This is a genomic window from Burkholderia sp. MSMB0856, assembly GCF_001524645.2.
Lineage (GTDB): Bacteria > Pseudomonadota > Gammaproteobacteria > Burkholderiales > Burkholderiaceae > Burkholderia > Burkholderia diffusa.
The window spans coordinates 2,294,271-2,318,863 of sequence record NZ_CP013427.1 but is presented as its reverse complement, the minus strand read 5'-3'; the positions used below and the strand labels follow the sequence as shown (position 1 = coordinate 2,318,863).

23 protein-coding genes and 1 riboswitch are annotated in these 24,593 nt (G+C 67.7%); of the genes, 10 read left to right on the top strand and 13 right to left on the bottom strand.

Translation table 11 applies throughout. The features are described 5' to 3' along the window. Positions 1 to 364: 364 nt before the first annotated feature. The 4 genes from WS87_RS11985 to thiC all read right to left on the bottom strand — a co-directional run bounded on the left by WS87_RS11985 (position 365) and on the right by thiC (position 4,290). Positions 365 to 1,291 (bottom strand): DMT family transporter, encoded by a 927-nt coding sequence (locus WS87_RS11985; protein ID WP_059815859.1) that lies wholly within the window; start codon positions 1,289 to 1,291, stop codon positions 365 to 367. A gap of 134 nt (positions 1,292 to 1,425) precedes the next feature. After that, the gene (locus tag WS87_RS11980; RefSeq protein ID WP_059523584.1) at positions 1,426 to 1,674 is read right to left on the bottom strand and encodes a hypothetical protein; all 249 of its coding nucleotides are present in this window, start codon (positions 1,672 to 1,674) and stop codon (positions 1,426 to 1,428) included. A 209-nt stretch (positions 1,675 to 1,883) separates the two neighbouring features. Then, the gene (locus WS87_RS11975; RefSeq protein WP_059449419.1) at positions 1,884 to 2,099 is read right to left on the bottom strand and encodes a glycine zipper 2TM domain-containing protein; all 216 of its coding nucleotides are present in this window, start codon (positions 2,097 to 2,099) and stop codon (positions 1,884 to 1,886) included. Positions 2,100 to 2,358: 259 nt separating this feature from the next. Then, positions 2,359 to 4,290, bottom strand: a complete 1,932-nt coding sequence (gene thiC, locus WS87_RS11970) for a phosphomethylpyrimidine synthase ThiC (RefSeq protein WP_059815853.1) — start codon at positions 4,288 to 4,290, stop codon at positions 2,359 to 2,361. A gap of 124 nt (positions 4,291 to 4,414) precedes the next feature. Further along, a riboswitch (TPP riboswitch) is annotated at positions 4,415 to 4,531 on the bottom strand. 269 nt (positions 4,532 to 4,800) lie between these two features. Here thiC and WS87_RS11965 point away from each other — a divergent pair. From WS87_RS11965 to WS87_RS11955, 3 genes are all read left to right on the top strand, one after another. Beyond that, complete coding sequence (locus WS87_RS11965; RefSeq protein WP_059523577.1) at positions 4,801 to 5,052, top strand: pentapeptide MXKDX repeat protein; 252 nt, start codon at positions 4,801 to 4,803, stop codon at positions 5,050 to 5,052. A gap of 88 nt (positions 5,053 to 5,140) precedes the next feature. Further along, positions 5,141 to 5,773, top strand: coding sequence for a cytochrome b/b6 domain-containing protein (locus tag WS87_RS11960; RefSeq protein WP_059523575.1), 633 nt, complete (start codon positions 5,141 to 5,143; stop codon positions 5,771 to 5,773). A gap of 29 nt (positions 5,774 to 5,802) precedes the next feature. Then, positions 5,803 to 6,591, top strand: a complete 789-nt coding sequence (locus WS87_RS11955) for a molybdopterin-dependent oxidoreductase (protein ID WP_059815850.1) — start codon at positions 5,803 to 5,805, stop codon at positions 6,589 to 6,591. A 39-nt stretch (positions 6,592 to 6,630) separates the two neighbouring features. Here WS87_RS11955 and WS87_RS11950 read toward each other — a convergent pair whose 3' ends face one another. Together WS87_RS11950 and WS87_RS11945 are read right to left on the bottom strand one after the other, a co-directional pair. Further along, positions 6,631 to 6,903 carry a helix-turn-helix domain-containing protein gene (locus WS87_RS11950; protein WP_059523570.1) on the bottom strand — a complete coding sequence of 91 codons (273 nt, stop codon included), beginning with the start codon at positions 6,901 to 6,903 and terminating at the stop codon, positions 6,631 to 6,633. Next, complete coding sequence (locus WS87_RS11945; protein ID WP_059691135.1) at positions 6,900 to 7,253, bottom strand: type II toxin-antitoxin system RelE/ParE family toxin; 354 nt, start codon at positions 7,251 to 7,253, stop codon at positions 6,900 to 6,902. The genes WS87_RS11950 and WS87_RS11945 overlap by 4 nt, the downstream gene beginning before the upstream one ends. Positions 7,254 to 7,748: 495 nt before the next feature. Between WS87_RS11945 and WS87_RS11935 the strand changes: the two genes are divergently transcribed. Continuing rightward, positions 7,749 to 8,930, top strand: a complete 1,182-nt coding sequence (locus WS87_RS11935; RefSeq protein WP_059815837.1) for an EamA family transporter — start codon at positions 7,749 to 7,751, stop codon at positions 8,928 to 8,930. Positions 8,931 to 8,951: 21 nt separating this feature from the next. Here the strand turns inward: WS87_RS11935 and WS87_RS11930 are convergent, their stop codons facing one another. From WS87_RS11930 to WS87_RS11900, 7 genes are all read right to left on the bottom strand, one after another. After that, positions 8,952 to 10,151 carry an MFS transporter gene (locus WS87_RS11930; RefSeq protein ID WP_059816385.1) on the bottom strand — a complete coding sequence of 400 codons (1,200 nt, stop codon included), beginning with the start codon at positions 10,149 to 10,151 and terminating at the stop codon, positions 8,952 to 8,954. Between the two features lie 214 nt (positions 10,152 to 10,365). Continuing rightward, a complete protein-coding gene (locus WS87_RS11925; RefSeq protein ID WP_059815834.1) occupies positions 10,366 to 11,190 on the bottom strand; it encodes a phosphodiesterase in 825 nt (274 codons plus the stop codon). 38 nt (positions 11,191 to 11,228) lie between these two features. Next, positions 11,229 to 12,260 (bottom strand): ABC transporter ATP-binding protein, encoded by a 1,032-nt coding sequence (locus WS87_RS11920; protein ID WP_059815832.1) that lies wholly within the window; start codon positions 12,258 to 12,260, stop codon positions 11,229 to 11,231. Positions 12,261 to 12,283: 23 nt separating this feature from the next. Beyond that, complete coding sequence (locus tag WS87_RS11915) at positions 12,284 to 13,180, bottom strand: ABC transporter permease (RefSeq protein ID WP_059691139.1); 897 nt, start codon at positions 13,178 to 13,180, stop codon at positions 12,284 to 12,286. 10 nt (positions 13,181 to 13,190) lie between these two features. After that, positions 13,191 to 14,015 carry an ABC transporter permease gene (locus WS87_RS11910; RefSeq protein WP_059815829.1) on the bottom strand — a complete coding sequence of 275 codons (825 nt, stop codon included), beginning with the start codon at positions 14,013 to 14,015 and terminating at the stop codon, positions 13,191 to 13,193. A 16-nt stretch (positions 14,016 to 14,031) separates the two neighbouring features. Continuing rightward, positions 14,032 to 15,060, bottom strand: coding sequence for an ABC transporter substrate-binding protein (locus WS87_RS11905; RefSeq protein ID WP_059815826.1), 1,029 nt, complete (start codon positions 15,058 to 15,060; stop codon positions 14,032 to 14,034). A 62-nt stretch (positions 15,061 to 15,122) separates the two neighbouring features. Next, entirely contained in the window at positions 15,123 to 16,148 is a 1,026-nt protein-coding gene (locus tag WS87_RS11900) for a LacI family DNA-binding transcriptional regulator (RefSeq protein WP_059815823.1), read from the bottom strand. A 1,042-nt stretch (positions 16,149 to 17,190) separates the two neighbouring features. On the opposite strand from WS87_RS11900, the gene WS87_RS11895 reads away from it, so the two are divergent. The 6 genes from WS87_RS11895 to lpdA all read left to right on the top strand — a co-directional run bounded on the left by WS87_RS11895 (position 17,191) and on the right by lpdA (position 24,587). Then, positions 17,191 to 18,339 (top strand): porin, encoded by a 1,149-nt coding sequence (locus tag WS87_RS11895; protein WP_059815820.1) that lies wholly within the window; start codon positions 17,191 to 17,193, stop codon positions 18,337 to 18,339. Between the two features lie 200 nt (positions 18,340 to 18,539). Next, positions 18,540 to 19,166, top strand: coding sequence for a flavin reductase family protein (locus WS87_RS11890; RefSeq protein ID WP_059815817.1), 627 nt, complete (start codon positions 18,540 to 18,542; stop codon positions 19,164 to 19,166). A 406-nt stretch (positions 19,167 to 19,572) separates the two neighbouring features. After that, on the top strand, positions 19,573 to 20,805 hold the full coding sequence (locus tag WS87_RS11885) for a 3-methyl-2-oxobutanoate dehydrogenase (2-methylpropanoyl-transferring) subunit alpha (protein ID WP_059702082.1): 1,233 nt from the start codon (positions 19,573 to 19,575) through the stop codon (positions 20,803 to 20,805). A 2-nt stretch (positions 20,806 to 20,807) separates the two neighbouring features. Continuing rightward, the gene (locus tag WS87_RS11880) at positions 20,808 to 21,851 is read left to right on the top strand and encodes an alpha-ketoacid dehydrogenase subunit beta (RefSeq protein ID WP_059465554.1); all 1,044 of its coding nucleotides are present in this window, start codon (positions 20,808 to 20,810) and stop codon (positions 21,849 to 21,851) included. Position 21,852: 1 nt separating this feature from the next. Beyond that, entirely contained in the window at positions 21,853 to 23,190 is a 1,338-nt protein-coding gene (locus WS87_RS11875; RefSeq protein ID WP_059815813.1) for a dihydrolipoamide acetyltransferase family protein, read from the top strand. Between the two features lie 5 nt (positions 23,191 to 23,195). Further along, on the top strand, positions 23,196 to 24,587 hold the full coding sequence (gene lpdA / locus WS87_RS11870; protein WP_059815810.1) for a dihydrolipoyl dehydrogenase: 1,392 nt from the start codon (positions 23,196 to 23,198) through the stop codon (positions 24,585 to 24,587). Positions 24,588 to 24,593 lie beyond the last annotated feature (6 nt).

Below are 24,593 nucleotides of genomic sequence, written 5' to 3'. Positions count from 1 at the left end.
CAGGTGGACGCGAAAGAACGTGGTGCATCGTAACCGCCTTCTGCGGATGAGTGATCCGAGTGTAACGGGAATGGTGGGGCGCGCGTATCAGGGTAACTCCAGACGCAAACGCTACACCGACGGCTGGAAGGGGCCGTCCGCCCGGCGCGTGATACGCAAGGGCCACCGGCCGTGTATGCGGCGACGGCTCCAAATATGCCGCGTGCATCGCGTGCGAAGAATGCGGCAAAGCCGGGCGGTTGCATCGCCATCCGGCGAAATTCGCTATGCGCCGTCGCGCACCGGTCGACCTGCGGCGCTCGCGGATTGGCGGCCGGCGCGTCGCGGGCAACCCGCACCGGCGGGTGCCGGCCACGCCTGCCGCTCAGGCCGCTTCGCCGCCGCGCGGGCGCAGCCCGGGAATCCGCTTGATCACGCCGGTGGCGAGCGCGGTGCCGACGAGCACGATCGCGCAACCTTCGATCATTACGAGCGATACGTGTTCGCTGAGGAACAGCGCGCCCCACAGCAGGCCGAACACTGGGATCACGAACGTCACGGTAATCGCGCGGGCCGGGCCGATGTGCGCGATCAGGTGGAAGAAGATGAAATACGCGATGCCCGTGCAGGCGATGCCGAGCGCGAGCACGGCGCCCCATGCATGCGCGCTGACGGCTGCGGCGGGCCAGGTCGCGATCGCGAACGGCGCCAGCAGCACGGTCGAGCCGATCATGCTGCCGGTCGCGTTGACGAGCGGATCGACGCCGCTGAGCGTGCGCTTCGTGTAGTTGGCCGCGATGCCGTACAGCAGCGTCGCGCCGAGCGCGGCGGCGGCGGCGAGCGCGGTCGCGTTGGCGCCGGTGCTGCCGTGCGCGTTCGCGATCTGATCCCACACGAGCGTGAGGACGCCGGCAAAGCCGATCACGAGGCCGAGCGCGCGCGGCAGCGACAGCTTGTCCTTCAGCCACAGATAGGCGACGAGCGCGCCCCACAGCGGCGTCGTTGCGTTGATCACCGACGTCACGCCGGCCGACAGCGTCAGTTCGGCGAACGCGAACAGGCAGAACGGGATGCCCGAGTTGAGCGCGCCAACGACGAACAACGGCCACGCGCGACGGCGCAGCTGCGCGCCGAGCTCGGCGGGCCTGAAGCGCGTCAGCGCGAAGCCTGCGAGAAACAGCGCGCCGATGCCCACGCGCAGCGCCATCAGCGGCGCGACGCCGAAGTCGGCGACGCCGATCCGGATGAACAGGAACGACGCGCCCCACAGGGCAGCGAGGACGGTCAGCAGAAGGGCGTTCTTGGGCGACATTGAGCGTGGCGGCGACGGGACGGGATGCGAGGAATCTTACACCGCGTTCCCGTGCCGTCGTTTCACGATCGGATGAAATGGCAAGAACCGGGGAAATCCGCTGGCCTCCGCCGCGAACCGGCCCGTGCGGTCGTTCAGTGATGGTGCCAGCCGCCGCGTCCGCCGAAGCCGAAATTGAGCGATACCGCGGGGCCCCAGTAACCGCCCCAGGCCGGGGCATAGGCGGGCGCCGGATAGTAGTACGCCGGGCCCGGATCGACATAGACGGGCGCGGGCTGCACGGGCGCCGCCGTGTAATAGCCGGACGGATAGTAGCCGTAAGGGTAGTAACAGCCGGCGAGCGTCGTGCACGCGAGCGCCGCGGCGACGAGGGTCCTGTTCATGATGTCTCTCCGGCGGAGCCGGCAATCGGCAGATGCTTAAGCTTAGGCCGCGCGGCGATGACAAGGTGCGCTAAACGGTAACGGATCATTTCCGAGCCGCTGCGGCGTGTTGCGGCGCCGCATATGAAAAACGGCGCTTCCGCCGTGCGGAAACGCCGTCAGGCCGGCGCTTGCCGCGCGTCGCGCGGCAGCCGGGTAAGCCGGTCGGCTTATTTGCCGACCTGGTTGCCGATGATGCCGCCGGCTGCCGCGCCGCCCAGCGTCGACAGCGCGTTGCCGCCGATCGCCGCGCCGGCGACACCGCCGACACCCGCACCGATCGCGGTATCGCGCTGGCGCCGCGTCATCGAATCGCAGGCCGAAAGGCTGGCCACCGTCGCGACGAGCAGCGCGCATACCCCAAAACGCCGAATCGAATGGTTCATGATCGCTGTCCTTGTGGTAGTGAACGGAGGTCGCGCGGCCGCCTGACGGCCGCGCATGAATCCAATCTACGCGTCGCTCCGTGGCGCTGCTGTAAGGACTTGTTAAGGCTCGAGCGGTTTCGTAATCAATTGTTTCGCTTGCGCCGGCAGGCACACGGCATGCGCGCGAATGCAAAAAAAAGCCCGCTCGAAAGCGGGCTTCCTGCCATGCTTCACGAAGCGAAGCGGTCCGCGCGGACCGCCGCGTTCGCTTGCCGACTTACTGACGGTGATAAATCTCGGCGCCGGTCTTCACGAACTCGACCGCCTTGACCTCCATCCCCTTCTTCAGCGCCTCGGTTTCCGACACGCCTTGCTGTGCCGCGAACTCGCGCACGTCCTGCGTGATCTTCATCGAGCAGAAGTGCGGGCCGCACATCGAGCAGAAGTGCGCGACCTTCGCCGAATCCTTCGGCAGCGTCTCGTCGTGGAATTCGCGCGCCTTGTCCGGATCGAGACCGATGTTGAACTGGTCTTCCCAGCGGAACTCGAAACGCGCCTTCGACAGCGCGTTGTCGCGCACCTGCGCGCCGGGGTGACCCTTGGCCAGGTCGGCCGCGTGCGCGGCGAGCTTGTACGTGATGATCCCTTCCTTCACGTCGTCCTTGTTCGGCAGCCCGAGGTGCTCCTTCGGCGTCACGTAGCACAGCATCGCGGTGCCGAACCAGCCGATCATCGCGGCGCCGATGCCCGACGTGATGTGGTCGTAGCCCGGTGCGATGTCGGTGGTCAACGGCCCGAGCGTGTAGAACGGCGCTTCCTTGCACCAGTCGAGCTGGAGATCCATGTTCTCCTTGATCAACTGCATCGGCACGTGGCCGGGGCCTTCGATCATCACCTGCACGTCGTGCTTCCACGCGATTTGCGTGAGCTCGCCGAGCGTCTTCAGTTCGCCGAGCTGCGCTTCGTCGTTCGCGTCGTAGATCGAGCCGGGACGCAGGCCGTCGCCGAGCGAGAAGCTCACGTCGTACGCCTTCATGATCTCGCAGATCTCTTCGAAGTGTTCGTACAGGAAGCTTTCCTTGTGATGCGCGAGGCACCACTTCGCCATGATCGAGCCGCCGCGCGACACGATGCCCGTCATCCGGTTCGCCGTGAGCGGCACGTACTGCAGGCGGACGCCCGCGTGGATCGTGAAGTAGTCGACGCCTTGCTCGGCTTGCTCGATCAGCGTGTCGCGGAAGATTTCCCAGGTCAGGTCCTCGGCCTTGCCGTTGACCTTTTCGAGCGCCTGGTAGATCGGCACCGTGCCGATCGGCACCGGGCTGTTGCGGATGATCCACTCGCGCGTTTCATGGATGTGCTTGCCGGTCGACAGGTCCATCACCGTGTCGCCGCCCCAGCGGATCGCCCACGTCATCTTGTCGACTTCCTCACCGATCGACGACGTGACGGCCGAGTTGCCGATGTTCGCGTTGATCTTCACGAGGAAGTTGCGGCCGATGATCATCGGCTCGGATTCCGGGTGGTTGATGTTCGCGGGGATGATCGCGCGGCCGCGCGCGACTTCCTCGCGCACGAACTCGGGGGTGATCTCGGCGAGTGCGTTCGCGCCGAAGGCCGCGGCGCCGAACGCCTGGCCCGGGTGCTGGCGGCCCATCATCGCGGCGAGCTTCGCGCCGTTCGGGCCGCTCGACTTGAGGCTCTCGATGTACTCGGCGCGGCGCTGGTTCTCGCGGATCGCGATGTATTCCATTTCCGGCGTGATGATGCCCTGACGCGCGTAGTGCATCTGCGTGACGTTCTTGCCGGCTTGCGCGCGGCGCGGGTTGCGGTGCAGGCCCGGGAAACGCAGGTCGGCGGTGGCCGGGTCGGCCGCGCGCTCGAGGCCGTACTGGCTCGACAGGCCGTCGAGCACCTCGGTGTCGCCACGCGCTTCGATCCAGCGCTGGCGCAGTGCCGGCAGGCCGGCGCGGATGTCGATCTTCGCGTCCGGATCGGTGTAGGGGCCCGACGTGTCGTACACGTAGATCGGCGGGTTCTTTTCGCCGCCGAAGCCGGTCGGGGTGTCGGCCTGCGTGATTTCACGCATCGGCACGCGGATGTCGGGCTGCGAGCCGGTTACATAAACCTTTCGCGAATTGGGCAGCGGGGCGACGGCGGCGGCGTCGACGTGGGCGTCCGCGGACAGAAACTTCGGATTGGCGTTCATGCAATCTCCTGTGTGAGCGCCGGACAGGCGCCACGGCGCTTGCCCGGAGCCCTTGACGAATGTGGGGCTCGAGCTAAGCAGGAGACGAGGCTTGGTGAGGCGGCGGATTTCGTCAGAAGGATGGCGGCGAAATCCGTACGCTTCCCTGCGCTGGCATTATCCAGATCAGGTTCAAAGGGTATTTCTCACCCGCAATGCCGGTTGTTTGACCGAACGCATTGCAGGACCCCCGCGTTAGCAGCGCACACGATACACTGGCTTCGCGGCGGTTTCAACCGGTGGCAGACCGGTGGCCGCGGTGCAGTTGCAGCAATGCGGGCGGCGCGCCCGCCGCGCAAGCCGCGATGCATGACACCGCCGCACGGCCCTGCGGCCCGGCTGACGATGACGGCGCGGTGCAGCATTGCAGCGGTTTCGGCAGTCCCCGAAAAAAAATCTCGAAACGACTGTCATATCCCGCGACGTCCTCCGTCTATTCGGCTCCTCAAACCCATGTTTCGGAGAGATGTCATGAAAAAAGTACTGATCGCAGCCTGTGTCGCCGGTTTCGCCATGGCCGCAACGGGTGCGTATGCGCAGAACGACGCGATGTCGAAGGAAGGCGCGTCGATGTCGAAGGATGCGATGGGCCACGACGCGATGGCGAAGGACGGCGCGATGAAGAAAGACGCCATGAAGAAGCACGCGATGAAGAAGGACGCGATGTCGCACGACGCGATGGGCAAGTCGACGTCGGGCGACAAGATGGCGCCGTCGAACTGACCGACGCGGGCGGGGCGCGGCCCGCGCGTGCGGTGCACGAGGCCGCCCGCGCATCGCGCACCGCCGCTACGTTCCGGGAGTCTTCACCATGCAAACCGTTCCCGCTGCCGGGCGCACGGCTGCCACGCCGCCCGCGCGCAACATTCATCCGCTGTGGGTGCGTGTGAGCCACTGGCTCAACGCGCTCGCGGCGATCCTGATGGCACTGTCCGGCTGGCGCATCTACGATGCGTCGCCGATCTATCCGCCGTTCACGTTCGCGCACGGCATCACGCTCGGCGGCTGGCTGGGCGGCGCGCTTCAATGGCATTTCGCGGCGATGTGGCTGCTGGTCGGCAACGGGCTGTTCTACCTCGCGATGTCGATCGCGACGGGCCGTCTCGCGCGCAAGATGCTGCCGGTCACGCCGGCGTCGATATGGCGCGACGTGCGCGCGGCGCTGGGCGGCCGGTTGTCGCACGACGACCTGAGCGTCTACAACGCGGTGCAGCGTGCCGCGTACCTGACCGCAATCGTCGATCTGATCGTGCTGGTGCTGTCGGGGCTCACGATCTGGAAGTCCGTGCAGTTTCCGCTGCTGCGCGAGCTGTTCGGCGGTTACGACAACGCGCGCGTCGTGCACTTCTGGGCGATGTCGCTGCTCGTCGCGTTTTTCGTCGTACACGTCGCGATGGCGCTGCTGGTGCCGCGCTCGCTGCTCGCGATGCTGCGCGGCCGCTGACCCGCACGCCGCGGGCGAAGGAACTCATCATGTCGGAATCCGGAAACAACCGCGGTCGGCCGAGCTGGACGCTCGACCGCAAGTCGCTCGAGCTCGACGTGCGCCGCGAACTCGAGATGCCGTCGCGGCGCCTCTTCAACCGGCGCGTGCTGACGCTCGGCGGCCTGACGATGCTGACCGGCTGCACGCTGCAGGACGACGCGTCGGTCAACGCGTTTCTCGAGAAAGTGTCGCGCATGAACGATCGCGTGCAGGCCTGGCTGTTCAGCGGCGAGCGGCTCGCACCGACCTATACCGAGGCCGACATCACGCGGCCGTTTCCGTTCAACGCGTATTACGGCATCGACGACGTGCCGCACGTCGACGCATCGACGTACCGGCTCGTGCTGTCGGGCCGGGTGACGGGCAAGCGCATGTGGACGCTCGACGAGCTGTATGCGCTGCCGCACGCGGAGCAGATCACGCGGCACATCTGCGTGGAAGGGTGGAGCGCGATCGGCCGCTGGGGCGGCACGCCGTTCGGCGCGTTTCTGGCACGCGTCGGCGCCGATACGCACGCGAAATACGTCGGCTTCAAATGCGCGGACGATTACTACGAAAGCATCGACATGCCGACCGCGCTGCATCCGCAAACGCTGCTCGCATTCGATTACGACGGCCGCCGCCTGCCGCCCGAATTCGGCTTTCCGATGAAGCTGCGGATGCCGACCAAGCTCGGCTACAAGAATCCGAAGCACATCATGGAAATCTTCGTGACCGATACCTACCCGGGCGGCTACTGGGTCGATCAGGGCTACAACTGGTTCGGCGGATCGTGAGCGGCGGGGCGCGGCCGCGCCCGCCGTGCTTCACGCGGATTAGCGCACTTGCAGATCGACGCGCAGGCCGACCGCCGCCGCCATGTTGACGAGCGCGTCGAGCCCGAACAGGTTGATCTTGCCGCGCAGCAGATCGGACACGCGCGGCTGCGTGACGCCGAGCTGTTTCGCGGCCTGGGCCTGGCTGAGTTCGAGCTGCGCGATGCGCTGCTTGAGCGCGATCATCAGCTCGGAGCGCAGCTTCATGTTCTCGGCCTCGGCCGGCTGGCCCTCGATGGCGTCCCAGACATTCGTATAGCGTTCGTTGCTCATCGTTTCCTCTCGATCGTCAATGCGCGATAGCGCCGGGCGGCCAGTTCGACGTCGGCCTTGCAGGTGCGTGCCGATTGCTTGCGGAAGCAGTGCAGCACGTAGATCGCGTCCGCGAAGGTCGCGACATAGATGATCCGGAATGCGCCGCTCGCATCGCGCAGGCGGATTTCCCGCACGCCGACACCGATGGTGCGCATCGGCTTCCAGTCGTCGGGCGTCAGGCCGCGCTGCACCTGGTCGATCTGGTGGCCGGCTTCGCGGCGCGCCGCCAGCGGAAAGCCGCGAAGCGCATCCAGCGCGCTGCCGACGAAGACGACCGGCTTCGGCGGAAGGATGGTGGAATTATACAAAATCTTGTATGGATGGTGTGCGGGTTGAACGGACAAAATGTCGGCGCCCGGATCGGCAGGCCGACCGTCACGATAAGCGCGAAGCAACCCCCGCGATGCATGACTGGCCGTCAGGCCGATGGATCGATCGCGATGGGCGGGGAAGGGCGTCGGGCGATGTCCGCGACGCCCGAGCAGCGCGTTTCCGGCCCCGGATTCGGTTCGTCCGGATGCCGAAAAATGTCGCGCCGAAACGTCAGTCGATATCCTTTCAGACAGGTCCGATGATGCTTTCGAATCCGTGATGCCATAATGCCGAGCGTGCGCAACCGAAGCGGTCTGCGCACGTTTTCCTGACCCTCTGCCGCCGCTTGCCGGTTCTTATTCGTCGCCGTTCGCACTGCCATGTCGTTCCGCACGTTCGTCTCCGCCTTCCTGGTCCCGTCAGGGCCGTTTGCCGGCATCGCCGGCGTCTTTCAGCGGAGCACGCGACACGTCGTGCGGGCGGGCTGATCGATGACACCGCTCGACCGCCTCCTCGATTTCCTCGCCCGCCTGCCGATCCGGATCCGCCTGCCGCAAAGCCGCGGCGGCCGTGTCGCACTGGCCCTGGTATTCATCTATTTCGTCTGGGGTTCGACCTACAGCGGCCTGCATTTCGCGCTGCAGTCGTTCCCGCCGTTGCTGCTGTCGGGGCTGCGCAACCTGCTCGGCGGGATCGGCCTGTTCATCTTCGCGCTGCGTCGCAAGCCCGAATGGCCGACGCTGCTGGAAATCCGCAACTCGGCGATCGTCGGCACGATGCTGGTCGCGCTGTCGTCCGGCACGATCGCGCTCGGGATGCGCACCGTCAGCAGCGGCTCGGCCGCGGTGATGGTCGCGACGGTGCCGCTGTTCGCGACCGTGATCGCGGCGGTCGCCGGGCGTCCGGTGACGAAGGGCGAGTGGGCGGCCGTCGCGCTCGGGATGGTCGGCATCGTCGTGCTGAATTCGGGCGGCGCGGGCGCCGCGAACTCGGCGCTCGGCACGATCTGCGTGCTCGCCGGCGCGCTCTTCTGGGCGGGCGGCGCGCATCTCGCGACGCGGCTCAAGCTGCCGTCGGACCTGTTCCTGTCGACGTCGCTGCAGATCGGCCTGGGCGGGTTGATGTCCACGATCGCCGCATGGCTGATGGGCGAGCGCATCGAGCAGGTCGCGGTCGGCCCGGTGTTCGCGTTCGTGTACCTGATGGTGTTCTGCACGATGGCCGCGTACGTCGCGTACGGCTACCTGATCCGCCATACGAGCCCGATCATCGCGAGCAGCTGCATGTACGTGAACCCGATCGTCGCGGTCGCGCTCGGCGCGCTGATGCTCGGCGAGCCCGTGACGACGGCGACCGTGATCGCGACGGTCGCGATCCTCGGCAGCGTCGGGCTGTCGTTCGTGTTCGATCCCGCACGCCGGCCCGCGGCGCGCGCGGCAGCCGACGCTTCATCGGCCCCGGTGACCGTGGCCGCCGAACCGGCGGCGGGGGCGGCGTCCGTGCCGGATCAGGCCGCGATGCCGGACGCGGCGCCGATCCTCGCGCCTTCCGCGGTACCGCTTGCGGTGCCGGCACCGGGCGCCGTCGTGGACCCGGCCGCGGTCATGGATCCCGCGCCGGCATTCACGCTTCCGCCGGCCGACGAACCGGCCGCGTCCCGCGCCGACGCGTGACGCCAGCGCGCGCGGCGGCGTTCAGCCGCGCCGAGCGCCGCGATGGTGGGACCAGCCGGCGAGCGCGGCAAACAGCAGGCCGGTCGCGCACATGCCGGTCCAGCCGAACGCGTGCCACGCGGCGACGCCGGCCGACGAGCCGAGCGCGCCGCCGATGAAGTAGCACACCATGTACACGGTGTTGACGCGACTGCGCGCCTCGGGCTTCAGCGCATAGATGCGCGACTGGTTCGAGATCTGCGCGGCCTGCACGCCGACATCCAGCACGATCACGCCAATCACGAGCCCGACGAGGCTCGTCCCCGACAGCGCGAAAATCACGAACGACGCCGCGAGCAGTGCGATCGCGAGCGAGATGATCGCGCGCGGGCCGCGCTGGTCCGCGAAACGGCCCGCGTATGGCGCGGCCAGCGCACCCGCTGCGCCGACGATCCCGAAGAGACCCGCGGCCTGCGGGCCGAGGTGGAACGGCGCGCCGGCGAGCAGCAGCGTGAGCACCGGCCAGAACGCGCTGAACGCGGCGAACAGCGCGGCGCCGGTCAGCGATGCCTCGCGCAGCCGGCGCAGTTCGACCGCGAGGTGCCACATCGAGCCGAGCAGCTTGCCGTACGACAGCGTCGACGTTGGCGAGCTGCGCGGCAGCCGCAGCACGATCACCGCGGCCAGCGCGACGAGCGCCGCGACCGATGCACCGAACACCGCCCGCCAACCAAAATATTCCGCGACGAAGCCGGCCGCCGTGCGCGCCAGCAGGATGCCGAGCAGCAAGCCGCTCATCACGGTGCCGACCGCATGCCCGCGCTCGGCCGGCGGCGCGATTTCGGCCGCGAACGGCACGGCCTGCTGCGCGATCGTCGCGAGCACGCCGATCGCGAGGCTCGCGCCGGCGAGTACCGCCAGCGATGGCGCGGTCGCGGCCACTATCAGCGCGATCGACAGGCCCGCGATCTGCATCAGGATCAGCCCGCGACGATCGAAACGGTCGCCCAGCGGCGCGAGCAGGAACATGCCGGCCGCATAGCCGAGCTGCGTCGCGGTCGGCACCGCGCCGATCCACGACGCACCGTCGGGAAAGGCCGAGCGGAAGCTGTCGAGCAGCGGCTGGTTGTAATAGATGTTCGCGACCGACACGCCCGCGATCGTCGCGAGCAGCAACAGCAGGCTGCGCGAGTAGTGGGGCGAGGCGGCGTCGGTCGGGCGGTCGGTGGAGGCGGCGGACATGGCGGCAACGGAACGGAGTTGGGCGGCGTGGGCGCGCGGCACGGCGTCGGCTGCGCAGGCGGCCGGGCGCCGATCGAGGCTGCCGATCATACCGGAGCACGGTGAATCCTGCCGGCCGTGCCGCCAGGCGGCCGGGCGGCGCGACAGGGGCGCGATCGGCCGCCACGGGCCGCGACCGCCCGCAGCCGCCCGTCATCGCGCGCGACGCGCGCCTTCAGTCGACCAGTTCGCCGCTCGGCTCATAGAACGGGTAAGGCCCGTCGCCTTCGTCCACGTACACGTGATGGGACATCATTCCCGCTTCCGGCGTATAAGCGTGCACCGCGAATGCGGGCGGCTCGAGCCGGAACGCGGACGGCGCGTCCGCGCGCAGGTCGAACGCGACCTGGTGCGCGGGCGCCGGCACGGCCGACGCAAGCGTGCCGCCGAAGCGCGTGAACATCGTCCGGTGCACGTGGCCGCACAGCACGCGTTCCACGTTCGGATGGCCGCGCAGCAGCGCATCGAGTTTCGCGGCGGCGGCGGGCGCGAGGCGCAGCGCGTCCATGTGCCCGATCCCGGAGGCGAACGGCGGATGGTGCAGCGCGACGATCACCGGACGGTCGCGTGCGGCGTCGAGCTGCGCGGCGAGCCACGCGAGCCGCGCATCGCACAGGTCGCCGGGGCTCGCGCCGGGCACCTGCGAATCGAGCGCGAGCACGCGCACGGCGCCGACGTCGAGCGCGTACTGCACGAATTCACCGTCCTGCAATTCGGGATGATCGGCGAACGCGCGCCGCAACCCCGCGCGATCGTCGTGATTGCCGACCATCAGGTAATACGGAATCTCGAGCGGCGCGAGCAGGTCGCGCAGATGGCGGTATTCGTCGTCGTGACCGAAGTCGGTCAGGTCGCCCGTGACGAGCACCGCGTCGGGACGCGGCACCAGCGCGTTCAGCTTCGCGATGCAGCGCGCGAGCGCGGCGGCGGTGTCGACGCGCCGGTACGCGAGCTGGCCCGGACGCTTGATGTGGAGATCGCTGATTTGAGCAAGCAGCATCGTCGTTCCTCGGAATGTCTGGTTATCGTGGGGCGGTGTTACGCGGCGAGTGCGATCAGGCCTTCCGCCGCGATCGTGAGGCCGACCGCCGTGCCGCGCGCGAGCTCGATGCGGCCCGGCACGTCGATCACGAGTGCATCGGGCGCCGCCTGCTCGATCGTGAGCCGCGTGCGCTCGCCGAGGAACGCGCACGCGCCGATCGCGCCGCGCAGCGGCGCATGCTCGGGATCGGCGAGCTGCGCATCCTCCGGGCGGAAGAACCACTCGTCGGCGGCGTGCGGCGTGACGATCGAGCCACCGGTCGTCACGAGCGCGCCGTCGCGCCATTGTCCCGCAAGCCGGTTCAGCGTGCCGATGAACTGCGCGACCGTGCGGTTCGCCGGCCGGTAATAGATGTCGCGCGGCGTGCCGATTTGCTCGATGCGGCCCGCGCCCATCACGACGATCCGGTCGCCGAGCTCCATCGCCTCGGCCTGGTCGTGCGTCACGTACACGGTCGTCACGCCGAGTTCGCGCAGCAGCGCGTTCATCTCGCGGCGCAGCACGTCGCGCAGTTTCGCGTCGAGCGCGGTCAGCGGCTCGTCGAGCAGCAGCACGCGCGGGCGCACCGCGAGCGCGCGCGCCAGCGCGACACGCTGGCGCTGGCCGCCCGACAGCTGATCGACCGGTTTGTCCGCATGCGCGTCGAGCCGCATCATCGCGAGCAATTCGTCGACGCGTTCGCGCAGCGCGCGCGGCTCCGTCTTGCGGATCTTCAGTCCGTAGCCGACGTTGCCGCGCACCGTCAGGTTCGGGAACAGCGCGTAGTTCTGGAACACCATGCCGACCTGGCGACGCTCGATCGGCAGCGCGGTCACGTCGTCGCCCCCGAACCGGATCGTGCCGCCGGCGTCCGGCGTGTCGAGGCCGGCGATCAGGCGCAGCGTCGTCGTCTTGCCGCAGCCCGACGGGCCGAGCAGCACGAGCGTCTCGCCCGCGCCGATCGACAGGTCGAGCGGTTCGAGCACGCGCGTGCCGCGAAACGTCTTCGCGCAGCGGGTCAGGGTGATGGGAGTGGAATCGAGTTTCATGGGAGCGGGAAAGTCAATGCAGGTCAGCGCGGGCGGCGCTTCGGCGCGCGCGTGCCGGACGGATCGACGCCGAGCCACTGCATCGCAACGAGAAGCGGCAGCGTCATCAGCAGGAACACGATCGTGTACGCGCTGCCGACTTCGAGGCGCAGCGATGCATAGGTGTCGGCGAGACCGACGGGCAGGGTCTTCGTATCGGGCGTATGCAGCATCCACGTCAGGTTGAATTCGCCGATCGACAGCGTGAGCACCGCGAGCGCGCCCGCGACGATGCCGGGGCGCAGGTTCGGCAGCACGATCGTGACGAAGCGCGTGACGAACGACGCGCCGAGACTCGCCGCGCCTTCCTCGATCGTGCGCAGGTCGGCGCCGGCGGCGACGGCCGCGACCGCGCGCACCATGAACGGCAGCGTGAACACGACGTGGCCGACGACGATGAACCACAGGCTCATCCGGAACGCGGTGAAGCCGCCGTACACGACCAGCAGCGCGAGCGCCGACGCGAGACCCGGCAGCGCGACCGGCAGCACGAGCGCCTCCTCGATCACGCGGGCGACGCGGTTCTTGCTGCGCGCGAGCGCATAGCCGGCCGGCACGCCGACAACGAGCACGATCGCGAGCGTCGCGAACGCGACGCCGAGCGACAGCGCGACCGAGCCCTGGTATTGCTGCCACACCTGTTCGAGCCAGCGCAGCGTGAGGCCGCTCGACAGCCCGCGGAAATAGTTGACGGTGAGGCCCGCGAGCACCGACATCACGACGGGCACGATCAGGAACGCGCACAGCAGCAGCGTGACGCCCCATTGCAGCGCGGCGATCGCACGCGCGCCCGACACGCGCGGCGCGCGGCGTGCGGCGCCGTTCGCATGCGACGGGGCAGGCGCCGGCGACGGCGCGGATGAACCGGAAAGCGATTGCATGAAGAAATCCTCAGGCCGCGGCGGCGGCGGTGTGGCCGGTAAAACGGCGCGCGAGCGCGAGCACGGCCCAGGTGACGATGCCGAGCACGATCGACAGGCCTGCCGCCGTCGCGATGTTCGCGTTCAGCGTGAACTCGGTGTAGATCGTCATCGGCAGCACGTTCAGGTCGGTGGCGAGCGTGAAGGCGGTGCCGAACGCGCCCATCGCGGTCGCGAAGCAGATCGCGCCGGCCGCGATCAGGCCCGGCGCGAGCGCCGGCAGCACGATGTCGACAAAGATGCGCCACGGCGACGCGCCAAGCGAGCGCGCGGCTTCCTCGAGCGATGCGTCGAGCTTCGATGCGGCCGCGATCACCGTGACGATCACGCGCGGAATCGAGAAGTACAGGTAGCCGACGAACAGCCCGGCGACCGAATACGCGAACACCCACTTGTCGCCGGTCAGCTTCGCGGACAGCATTCCGATCAGCCCTTGCCGGCCGGCGAGCATGATCACCATGAAGCCGACCACGACGCCCGGGAATGCAAGCGGAAAGGTGAGCAGCGCGAGCAGCACGCGCTTGCCGGCGAATTCGCGGCGCGCGAGCAGCAGGCCTGAGATCGTCGACAGCGCGAGCGTCGCGAGCGTGACGCCGGCCGACAACGCGACCGTTTCGCCGAGGCTCTTCATGTAGCGCGTGTTGCCGAGCAGCGCCCCGTACTGCGTGAGGAAGGCGCCGTCGGCAGACACTCGCACGAGCGCCGCCATCGGCAGCAGCCAGAACGCGGCGAACACCGCGAGCGCTGGCGCGACGAGCGCGACGCGCCAGCGCAGCGGGAAAGTCAGGTCGAGCATGGCTTGAGTCCGGTGCTTACTGCATCACCTGCAGGTATTGCTGGCCGAACGCTTGCTGACCGGCCGCCATCTTGCCGAAGTCGACCGATTTCGCCCGGGCGTATTCGCTCGCCGGCAGGAACTTCGCGGCGACGTCGGCGCCGAGCGTCTGCGCGCGCACCGGACGCAGATATGCGTTGGCCCACAGCTTCTGGCCTTCGTCGGACAGCACGAAGTCGAGCACCTTCCTGCCGTTCGCATCGTGCGGCGCGCCCTTGACGAGGCTCATCACGTACGGCACCGCGATCGTGCCTTCCTTCGGAATCACGAACTCGACGTTCGCGTGATCCTTGTACTTCGCGCGATACGCGTCGAAATCGTAGTCGAGCAGGATCGGAATCTCGCCGGACAGCACGCGCGCATACGCGGTCTGCTTCGGCACGATCGGCGCGTTGGCCTTCAGCTTGCGGAACCAGTCCAGCGCCGGCTTGAAATTGTCGAGGCTGCCGCCGAGCGCCTGGTTGACGGCGACCGCGCCCGCATAGCCGACGAACGCGCTCGACGGATCGAGGTAGCCGACCATGCCCTTGTATTCGGGCTTCAGCAGGTCGGCCCACGAGCGCGGGACCGGCTTGCCGTCGAGCGCGTCCTTGTTCACGAAGAAGCCGAGCGTGCCCGAGTGGATCGCGAACCAGTAGCCCTGCGGGTCCTTCAGGTTCGCGGGGATGTCGTTCCAGTGCGCGGGCTTGTACGGCGCGATCACGTCCTTGTCCTTCGCCTGGAAGGCCGACGACACGCCGAGATAGACGACGTCGGCGACCGGGCTCTTCTGCTCGGCGATCAGCTGCGCGATCGCCTGGCCCGAGTTCTTGTTGTCGAACGGCACGCGGATGCCGGTCTTCTGCTTGATCGCCGCGATCTGCGCGGTCCAGTCGGCCCATTCGGGCGGGCAGTTGTAGCAGATCGCGGTTTCGTCTGCGTGGGCAGCGGGTGCGAACGCGACGAGCGCGGCGCAGGCGATGGGTGCCGCGAGCACGCGCAGCAGCGAGGTCAGGCGAAAGGACACGGTGGGTCTCCGGGCGGGGTAAGGGTATGTCGCCGCGCCGCGCACGCTGGCGCGGCGCGCGTTCAGGCTTGGTGAAACTGAAGGTGGGCGGCCGGCGGCGCGACCGTCGCGCCGTCGCGCACCGTGTGCGGCAGGATCAGCGACGTGCGCTCGATCGCCGCGCCGCCGATGCATTCGACGAGGCGTTGCCATGCATGGCGGCCGATGTCCTGGTTCGGCGTTGCGACGCTCGCGAGCGGCGGCGCGAGCAGCTCGCCGATCGCGATGCCGTCGAAGCCGAGCACCGACAGGTCGTCGGGAATCGAGAAGCCCGCGCGGCGCAGGCCACGCATGACGACCATCGCGAGCAGGTCGTTGCTGCAGAAGAGGGCGGTCGGGCGCGTGGCCTGCGCGGTGAGGTGCGCGAGCACCGCGTCGGGCAACTCGGCCGCGTTGAAGTCGACTTCGACCGGCGGCAGCGTCGCGACGCCGGCTTCCTCGAGTGCCTGCGCGTAGCCGAGATGGCGCTGGCGTGCGCGATCCGACGCGGCGAGCGAGCCGGCCAGCATCAGCACGCGGCGATGGCCGCGCGCGGTCAGCAGACGGACGCCGTCATAGGCGGCGCGGCGGTTGTCGACCGACACCGACGGGCGGCGTTGCGTGTCGTTGTGCATCAGCACGTAATGCGGGCCGTCGCGGTCGAGCATGTCGAGCAGCGGATGCGTGTCCGCATCGGCGACGGTCAGGATCAGCCCTTCGACGCGCTGTTCGCGCAGCGTCTCGATCGCATGGCGCTCGCGTGCCGCGTCGTATTCGGTCGTCATCAGGATCAGCTTGAATCCGGCCGCGGTCGCGAGTTCGTCGATGCCTTGCAGGCAGTCGGCGAATACCGGGTTCGACAGCGTCGGCACGACGACGCCGACGAGCCGCGTGCGCTCGCCGCGCAACTGCCGGCCGAGCGGGCTCGGGCGGAACTGCAGCGTGTCGATGGCGGTGCGGATCGTCGCCAGCGTGGCGGGGCTGACGGTGTGCGGCGCGTTGATCGCGCGCGAAACGGTGGCGATCGAGAAGCCGGCGAGCGCGGCGACGTCCTTGATGGTCGGGGTCATGAAGTTACGCGATGTAAACGTTTTCGGCGGGAAAATTATCGAAAACGTTTGTGACTTCGCGATGACGTCCGAGCCGTTTGTTTCGCAAAAAACACGATACAAACCTCAGACGTTTGACGCCCGGCGAGCGGGGCGGATTCGATTGTATCGGCGGATGCTGCGGCGCGGGACGAAATCGATGAAGGTGTCGCGTCGATGTCGACGACGGCGGATGAATCGGGGCGCGGACGGTGCGGGCCGACATGCTGCGTTGCGGTGCAATGCGCGTGAATCGGCTAACGCATGTGCAAGCAATGGTAGAATCGCGTCCGCCCTTTTGCCGGGGTGATGAAATTGGTAAACATAGCGGACTTAAACGATTGAGTGCCCGGCCGGAAACGGTCGGTGCAGAACCCTTCAAATTCGGCGAAACCCCTGACGCGCGATGCGCATCGAGGCAACGCCGAGCCAAGCCTCGCGGTACAGCTCGCGCGAGGAAGGTGTAGAGACTAGACGGGGGGCGCCTAAGGCGCACGGGTGGCGATCACATCCGCGCGAGACGGCGAAGGCATAGTCCAGCGCACGAACGGTTTCGTTTCGACGACGCCGGCTTTGAAAGAAGCAGTGTGACGAAAATCCGCCGCCTTGATTGGCTTGCCGGTTCAAGTCCGGTCCCCGGCACCATATTCGCTTCGATGCGATTTCACGAAGCTCGGAAGACCCGCGAGAAACACGTTTCTCGCGGTTTTTTTTGTTTCCAGGTCCTGCTCGGATGTCATTCGCGTTCGCGGGCATGCGGGTGCATGCCGGCGTAGCGATACGGGCTGTCACGAATCGTACGTCATCGCCCTCGATGAAGTGGTCTTGGCCACCGTGCTATCCGGTTTCCGTACCGAAAAACAGTCTCCGTTCCGGAGAGCACCTTTCCGCTGCCGGTCACTAACAGTGGAAAAACGGCTCATTACACTGCGCCCGTCGCATCGCGGGATACATCGACGCGGCACGCATTCGCAGCGCGCAAGCATTGCGACCAGCAAACGAGAGACCTGGGGGGTAAATCATCATGAACAAGCGTTGGGGGATCATCGTGCCCGCCGCGTTGCTTGCCGGCGCCGCGCATGCACAAAGCAGCGTGACGCTCTACGGCAAGATCGAGGACGGTATCAACTACACGAGCAACGCACGCGGTCACGGAACCGTGCAACTGCAAAGCGGCTACGATTACGGCAGCCGCTGGGGCATCAGGGGTACAGAGGACCTCGGCGGAGGCTACCAGGCCATTTTCACGCTCGAGAGCGGCTTCGACGTCAACAACGGGAAAATGAGCCAGGGCGGCCGGGAATTCGGCCGTCAGGCTTTCGTCGGCATCGCGTCGGAGCGTTACGGCACCGTGACGTTCGGCCGCCAGTACGATCCGAGCGTCGACATTTTCTCGCCGCTCACCGCGAACGGAAACTGGACGGGCTATCTGTTTGCGCATCCGTACGACAACGACAACACCGATTACTCGTTCCGGGTGAACAACGCGGTGAAATACGTGTCGCCCGTGTGGCACGGGATTACCGCGGAAGCCATGTACGGATTCAGCAATCAGGCGGGCGGCTTTGCGAACAATCGTCTGTACGGCGCCGCGCTGCAATACCAGCAGGGCGGGCTGACGGTCGGCGCGTCGTATTTGAAGATCAACAACGCACGCAATGCCGATACGACCGGTGCGATCACCGGCGACAACACGTTCGACGCGTCGTCGCAGCAGAACATCGGCATCGGCGTGAACTACGCGTTTGCGAATGCGCTCGTCGGGTTCGCCTACTCGCACGTGGATGTATACGATCCGACGTCGAATGCGTATTTCACCGGGACGACGCAGCCGGCCGGCGGCGCATGGACCGCGTGGAAATTCGATAACTTCGAGGTGAACGGGCTCTATCACTTCACGCCCTCGTTGTACCTTGGCGCGGCTTACACCTATACGCAGGCTCGTGTCGCGTCGACGGTCGGCGCGTTCAATCCGAAGTGGCATCAGTTGAGCACGAAGCTGAATTACGACATGTCGAAGCGCACGTCGGTGTTCGTAGAAGGGGTCTATCAGCACGCGATGAACGCGCACACCGGGACCGACTTCGACTACGCGTACGTTCCGGGCGCGGCCGACATCTCGTCGGGCCCGAACCAGTACGTCGTGCGTGTCGCGCTGCTGCATCATTTCTGACATGGCTGCCGGTCGCGGGCGCCGTTCGCCAGCCATCGCATCGGCGTGTGCAACGCTGCCCGCGGTGCAGCTTCGCTGCGACGAACGTGACGCCATGTGATACTTGGAACACGCGTTGCGCCGCACGCATGTGCGTCACCGGCGCACGCACTTCCACCGAGCGCTTTCAACACAACTCGCCTGTCGCAACACGTTCCGCCATGACCGATTCGAACTACCACTATTACGAACCGTCGCAAGGCCACGGCCTCCCGCACGACCCGCTGAACGCGATCATCGGCCCGCGGCCGATCGGCTGGATTTCATCCCGTGGCGCCGACGGCACGGTCAACCTCGCGCCGTACAGCTTCTTCAACGCGTTCAACTATCGTCCGCCGATCATCGGCTTTTCGAGCACCGCCGCGAAGGACAGCCTGCGCAACGTGCAGGAAACCGGCGAGTTCGTCTGGAACCTCGCGACGCGCGACCTTGCCGAGCGGATGAACCAGACTTGTGCCGCGGTGCCGTACGGCGTCAACGAATTCGAACTCGGCGGCCTGACCGCGATTCCGTCGCGCCTCGTCGACGTGCCGCGCGTCGCGCAAAGCGGCGTGAACTTTGAATGCAAGGTGACCGACGTGATCCGGCTGCGCGATCATCGCGGCGTCGAGACACCGGCGACGCTGGTGCTCGGCGAGGTCATCGCCGTGCATATTCGTCATGACCTGCTGAAGGACGGCATCTTCGACACGTTCGGCGCCGGCATCATTCTGCGCGCCGGCGGCCCGTCGGCCTACGTGCACGTAACGCCCGACAGCCGCTTCGATATCGCGCGTCCCGACGCGTGATTCATCACCCGCCGGGCCACCCGGCCGGCCAGGCGCGCGCGGAAGCGCCCCGACGCACCGAGACCTCGCCGGGATCCACGATTTCGCGGGGTCTTTTGCTTCGTATCGTCCGACATGACCGGCGTGTACCGATCGGCCCGGCTCGATACGCACGCTCCACCGGCCGTTGACGCAGCGCAGCACGGGCGACCTGCGTTCGCGCCGCCGCCACCATCGATCGTCCGTCGACATCCGCCATGGCAAATCTGCTCACCCGGAGCGAGCGGGTTGGTCATCGACGTTTCGCGCCATAAGGCATAGATTTCCAAGGTTGGCGTGCTTATCCGCGCGCCAGCTCGCGCGTGAGCCGGCAACCGGCCGCGCGCTTCCATCAGCGTGAGACACAATCGAGCGTGGAGACGACACGATGAGCCTGTCAGAGCCATTGCGTCTGCATGTGCCGGAGCCCACCGGGCGTCCGGGCTGCAAGACGGATTTTTCCTATCTGCATCTATCGCCGGCCGGCGCGGTTCGCCGCCCGCCGATCGACGTTGCGCCGGCGGACACCGCCCATCTCGCCCGCAGCCTGGTGCGCGTGCTCGACGACCACGGCGAAGCCCTCGGCCCATGGGCGCCGGACCTCGACGATGCGCGCCTGATCGCCGGGATGCGCGCGATGCTCAAGACCCGCATCTTCGACGCGCGCATGATGATCGCGCAGCGTCAGAAGAAGATCTCCTTCTACATGGTGAGCCTCGGCGAAGAGGCGATCGGCGCCGCGCATGCGATGGCGCTGCGCCACGGCGACATGTGCTTCCCGACTTACCGCCAGCAAAGCATCCTGATCGCGCGCAACGTGTCGCTCGAACGGATGATCTGCCAGTTGATGTCGAACGAAGGCGATCCGCTGAAGGGGCGCCAGCTTCCGGTCATGTATTCGGACCGCGAAGCCGGCTTCTTCTCGATCTCGGGCAACCTCGCGACGCAGTTCATCCAGGCGGTCGGCTGGGCGATGGCGTCGGCGATCAAGGGCGACACGAAGATCTCGTCCGCATGGATCGGCGACGGCGCGACCGCGGAATCCGACTTCCACACCGCGCTGACGTTCGCGCACGTGTATCGTGCGCCGGTCGTGCTGAACGTCGTCAACAATCAGTGGGCGATCTCGACGTTCCAGGCGATCGCGGGCGGCGAGGGGACGACGTTCGCCGGGCGCGGCGTCGGCTGCGGCATCGCTTCGCTGCGCGTCGACGGCAACGACTTCCTCGCGATCTACGCGGCATCGACCTGGGCGGCCGAACGCGCGCGCCGCAATCTCGGCCCGACGCTGATCGAGTGGGTGACCTATCGCGCCGGCGCGCACTCGACGTCGGACGATCCGACGAAATACCGGCCGGCCGATGACTGGGCCCATTTCCCGCTCGGCGATCCGATCGCCCGCTTCAAGCAGCATCTGATCGCGAAGGGCATCTGGTCGGACAGCGCGCACGACGCGCTCACGGCCGAACTGGAAGCCGAGGTGATCGCCGCGCAGAAGGAAGCGGAGAAGTTCGGGACGCTGGCCGACGACCGGATTCCGTCGCCGGCCTCGATGTTCGACGACGTGTACAAGGAGCTGCCCGCGCATCTGCGCCGTCAGCGCCAGGAACTGGGAGCCTGATCATGGCGCAACATGAAACGACGACGGCATCGGCGCAGCCGATGACGATGATCCAGGCGCTGCGCTCCGCGATGGACGTGATGCTCGGCCGCGACGACGACGTGGTCGTGTTCGGGCAGGACGTCGGCTACTTCGGCGGCGTGTTCCGCTGCACCGAGGGCCTGCAGGCCAAGTACGGCAAGTCACGCGTGTTCGATGCGCCGATCTCGGAAGGCGGGATCGTCGGCGCCGCGGTCGGGATGGGCGCGTATGGATTGCGGCCGGTCTGCGAGATCCAGTTCGCGGACTACTTCTACCCGGCGTCCGACCAGATCGTGTCCGAAGGCGCGCGGCTGCGCTATCGCTCCGCAGGCCAGTTCACCGCGCCGATGACGATCCGGATGCCGTGCGGCGGCGGCATCTACGGCGGCCAGACGCACAGCCAGAGCCCGGAGGCGATGTTCACGCAGGTCTGCGGATTGCGCACGGTGATGCCGTCGAATCCGTACGACGCGAAAGGACTCCTGATCGCCTCGATCGAGAACGACGATCCGGTGATCTTCCTCGAGCCGAAGCGCTTGTACAACGGGCCGTTCGACGGCCATCACGAACGTCCCGTCACGTCGTGGCTCAAGCATCCGGGCAGCGCGGTGCCGGAAGGCTATTACACGGTGCCGCTCGATACGGCCGCCGTCGTGCGGCCCGGCAACGACTTGACGGTGCTGACGTACGGCACGACCGTGCACGTGTCGCTGGCCGCCGCCGAGGAGACCGGCATCGATGCGGAAGTGATCGACCTGCGCACGCTGTGGCCGGTCGATCTCGACACGATCGTCGCGTCGGTGCGCAAGACCGGCCGCTGCGTGGTGGTGCACGAAGCGACGCGCACTTGCGGCTACGGCGCGGAGCTGGTGTCGCTCGTCCAGGAGCACTGCTTCTATCATCTGGAAGCACCGATCGAGCGGACGACGGGCTGGGACACGCCGTATCCGCACGCGCAGGAATGGGCGTATTTCCCCGGCCCGGCCCGGGTCGGCGAAGCGTTGCGACGCGTGATGGAGGCCTGAGATGGGGATTCATGTCATCAAGATGCCGGATATCGGCGAAGGGATTGCCGAGGTCGAGCTGGTGGCCTGGCACGTGCAACCGGGACAGACGATCGCCGAAGACCAGCCGCTCGCCGATGTGATGACCGACAAGGCGGCGGTGGAAATTCCGTCGCCGGTGGCCGGCAAAGTGCTGGAGCTCGGTGGGCGGATCGGCGAGATGATGGCGGTCGGCAGCGAGTTGATCCGTCTCGAAGTCGAAGGCGACGGCAACCTGAAGTCGGGCGCGAAGGCGCGCGAGGCCGGCACGGAGGCGACGCAGCCTTCGGCGGCGGTCGATGTGCGTGCGGAGTCGTCTTCCGTCGATGAGGGATCCGAAACACATGCGTCGCCGAAGGCGACGCCGCACGCCGCGTCCCGCGCGCCGGCCGAGCCGCACCGCGCGGAACATGCGGTGCCGCCGCGCGCGGCACTGGCGCCGGGCGAACGGCCGCTCGCGTCGCCGGCGGTGCGCCAGCGCGCATGGGACATGGGCATCGAGCTGCGCTACGTGCGCGGCACCGGCGAAGCCGGGCGGATCCTGCATGCGGACCTCGATGCGTATGCACGCACGGGCGGCGGCGCGGCACGCGGATCCCAAGCGCGCGGCTACGACGAGCGCAACGACGAAACCGACGTGCCGGTGATCGGCCTGCGGCGCGCGATCGCGCGCAAGATGCAGGAGGCGAAGCGCCGCATTCCGCACTTCACCTACGTCGAGGAGATCGACGTCACCGAGCTCGAATCGCTGCGCGCCGAGCTGAACCTGCGCCACGGCGACACGCGCGGCCGGCTCACGCCGCTGCCGCTGCTGATCCGCGCGATGGTGATCGCGCTGCGCGACTTCCCGCAGATCAACGCGCGCTACGATGACGAAGCCGGTGTCGTCACGCGCTACGGCGCGGTGCACATGGGCGTCGCGACGCAGACGGACAGCGGCCTCACGGTGCCGGTGCTGCGTCATGCGGAAGCGCGCGACGTGTGGTCGATCTCGGCGGAAATCGCGCGGCTCGCCGACGCGGTGCGCGCGAACCGCGCGCAGCGCGACGAGCTGACCGGCTCGACGATCACGATCTCGAGCCTCGGCGCGCTCGGCGGCATCGTGTCGACGCCGGTGATCAACCATCCCGAGGTCGGCATCGTCGGCGTGAACCGGATCGTCGAGCGACCGATGATCCGCGACGGGGCGATCGTCGCGCGCAAGATGATGAACCTGTCGTCGTCGTTCGACCATCGCGTCGTCGACGGCGCGGACGCGGCCGAATTCATCCAGGCCGTGCGCGGCGTGCTCGAGCGTCCGGCGCTGCTGTTCGTGGAGTGAGAACGATGAAGAACGAACACACCACGCTGCTCGTGATCGGTGGCGGGCCGGGCGGTTACGTCGCCGCGATTCGCGCGGGGCAGCTTGGCATTCCGACGGTGCTCGTCGAGCGCGAACGGCTCGGCGGCACGTGCCTGAACATCGGCTGCATTCCGTCGAAGGCGCTGATTCACGTCGCCGACGCGTTCGAGCAGGCGTGCGGGCAGGCCGGCGACGGGATGCTCGGGATTCGCGTGCGCACGCCGGAGATCGACATCGCGAAAAGCGTCGCGTGGAAGGACGGAATCGTCGAGCGGCTCACGCGCGGCGTCGGCGCGCTGCTGAAGAAGCACGGCGTGCGCGTGCTGCACGGCGACGCGCGCGTGGTCGACGGCAAGACGGTCGACGTCGTGGCCGGCGACCACACGACGCAGATCGCCTGCGAGCATCTGTTGCTCGCGACGGGCTCGGAACCGGTCGCGCTGCCGTCGATGCCGTTCGGCGGCCACGTCGTCTCGTCGACCGAGGCGCTGTCGCCCGTGTCGTTGCCGAAGCGGCTGCTCGTCGTCGGCGCCGGGTACATCGGGCTCGAACTCGGATTCGTGTATCGCAAGCTCGGCGTCGACGTCGGCATCGTCGAGGTGGCCGAGCGCGTGCTGCCCGCATACGACGCGGAACTCGCGAAGCCGGTCGCCGATTCGCTCGCGCGGCTCGGCGTCGGGCTCTGGCTGGGCCACAAGGTGCTGGGCCTCGCGAGCGACGGCGCGGTGCGCGTGCAGGCACCCGACGGCGCGGAGAAGACGCTGCCGGCCGATCGCGTGCTGGTCGCGGTCGGCCGCCGGCCGCGCGTCGACGGCTTCGGGCTCGAATCGCTGCCGCTCGATCGCAATGGCCGCGCGCTGCGCATCGATGACGAATGCAGGACGTCGATGCGCAACGTATGGGCGATCGGCGACGTAGCCGGCGAGCCGATGCTCGCGCATCGCGCGATGGCGCAGGGCGAGATGGTGGCCGAGCTGATCGCCGGACGCCGCCGCAAGTTCACGCCGGCATCGATCCCGGCCGTGTGCTTCACCGATCCCGAGGTCGTCACGTCCGGCTGGTCGCCCGACGACGCGAAGGCGGCCGGCGTCGACTGCATCGGCGCGTCGTTCCCGTTCGCGGCGAACGGCCGCGCGATGACGCTGCAGGCGACCGACGGCTTCGTGCGCGTCGTCGCGCGGCGCGACACGCATCTGATCGTCGGCTGGCAGGCGGTCGGGCGCGGCGTGTCGGAACTGGCCGCGGCGTTTTCGCAGTCCCTCGAGATGGGCGCGCGGCTCGAGGACATCGGCGGCACGATCCACGCGCATCCGACGCTCGGCGAAGCGATGCAGGAGGCCGCGTTGCGCGCGCTGGGGCATGCGTTGCATGTGTGAGCATGC

What these genes read in the sequence shown, in the direction of transcription:
- WS87_RS11985 (WP_059815859.1), bottom strand. Translation starts at nt 1,291, where the DNA reads ATGTCGCCCAAGAACGCCCTTCTGCTGACCGTCCTCGCTGCCCTGTGG.
- WS87_RS11980 (WP_059523584.1), bottom strand. Translation starts at nt 1,674, where the DNA reads ATGAACAGGACCCTCGTCGCCGCGGCGCTCGCGTGCACGACGCTCGCC.
- WS87_RS11975 (WP_059449419.1), bottom strand. Translation starts at nt 2,099, where the DNA reads ATGAACCATTCGATTCGGCGTTTTGGGGTATGCGCGCTGCTCGTCGCG.
- thiC (WP_059815853.1), bottom strand. Translation starts at nt 4,290, where the DNA reads ATGAACGCCAATCCGAAGTTTCTGTCCGCGGACGCCCACGTCGACGCC.
- WS87_RS11965 (WP_059523577.1), top strand. Translation starts at nt 4,801, where the DNA reads ATGAAAAAAGTACTGATCGCAGCCTGTGTCGCCGGTTTCGCCATGGCC.
- WS87_RS11960 (WP_059523575.1), top strand. Translation starts at nt 5,141, where the DNA reads ATGCAAACCGTTCCCGCTGCCGGGCGCACGGCTGCCACGCCGCCCGCG.
- WS87_RS11955 (WP_059815850.1), top strand. Translation starts at nt 5,803, where the DNA reads ATGTCGGAATCCGGAAACAACCGCGGTCGGCCGAGCTGGACGCTCGAC.
- WS87_RS11950 (WP_059523570.1), bottom strand. Translation starts at nt 6,903, where the DNA reads ATGAGCAACGAACGCTATACGAATGTCTGGGACGCCATCGAGGGCCAG.
- WS87_RS11935 (WP_059815837.1), top strand. Translation starts at nt 7,749, where the DNA reads ATGACACCGCTCGACCGCCTCCTCGATTTCCTCGCCCGCCTGCCGATC.
- WS87_RS11930 (WP_059816385.1), bottom strand. Translation starts at nt 10,151, where the DNA reads ATGTCCGCCGCCTCCACCGACCGCCCGACCGACGCCGCCTCGCCCCAC.
- WS87_RS11925 (WP_059815834.1), bottom strand. Translation starts at nt 11,190, where the DNA reads ATGCTGCTTGCTCAAATCAGCGATCTCCACATCAAGCGTCCGGGCCAG.
- WS87_RS11920 (WP_059815832.1), bottom strand. Translation starts at nt 12,260, where the DNA reads ATGAAACTCGATTCCACTCCCATCACCCTGACCCGCTGCGCGAAGACG.
- WS87_RS11915 (WP_059691139.1), bottom strand. Translation starts at nt 13,180, where the DNA reads ATGCAATCGCTTTCCGGTTCATCCGCGCCGTCGCCGGCGCCTGCCCCG.
- WS87_RS11910 (WP_059815829.1), bottom strand. Translation starts at nt 14,015, where the DNA reads ATGCTCGACCTGACTTTCCCGCTGCGCTGGCGCGTCGCGCTCGTCGCG.
- WS87_RS11900 (WP_059815823.1), bottom strand. Translation starts at nt 16,148, where the DNA reads ATGACCCCGACCATCAAGGACGTCGCCGCGCTCGCCGGCTTCTCGATC.
- WS87_RS11895 (WP_059815820.1), top strand. Translation starts at nt 17,191, where the DNA reads ATGAACAAGCGTTGGGGGATCATCGTGCCCGCCGCGTTGCTTGCCGGC.
- WS87_RS11890 (WP_059815817.1), top strand. Translation starts at nt 18,540, where the DNA reads ATGACCGATTCGAACTACCACTATTACGAACCGTCGCAAGGCCACGGC.
- WS87_RS11885 (WP_059702082.1), top strand. Translation starts at nt 19,573, where the DNA reads ATGAGCCTGTCAGAGCCATTGCGTCTGCATGTGCCGGAGCCCACCGGG.
- WS87_RS11880 (WP_059465554.1), top strand. Translation starts at nt 20,808, where the DNA reads ATGGCGCAACATGAAACGACGACGGCATCGGCGCAGCCGATGACGATG.
- WS87_RS11875 (WP_059815813.1), top strand. Translation starts at nt 21,853, where the DNA reads ATGGGGATTCATGTCATCAAGATGCCGGATATCGGCGAAGGGATTGCC.
- lpdA (WP_059815810.1), top strand. Translation starts at nt 23,196, where the DNA reads ATGAAGAACGAACACACCACGCTGCTCGTGATCGGTGGCGGGCCGGGC.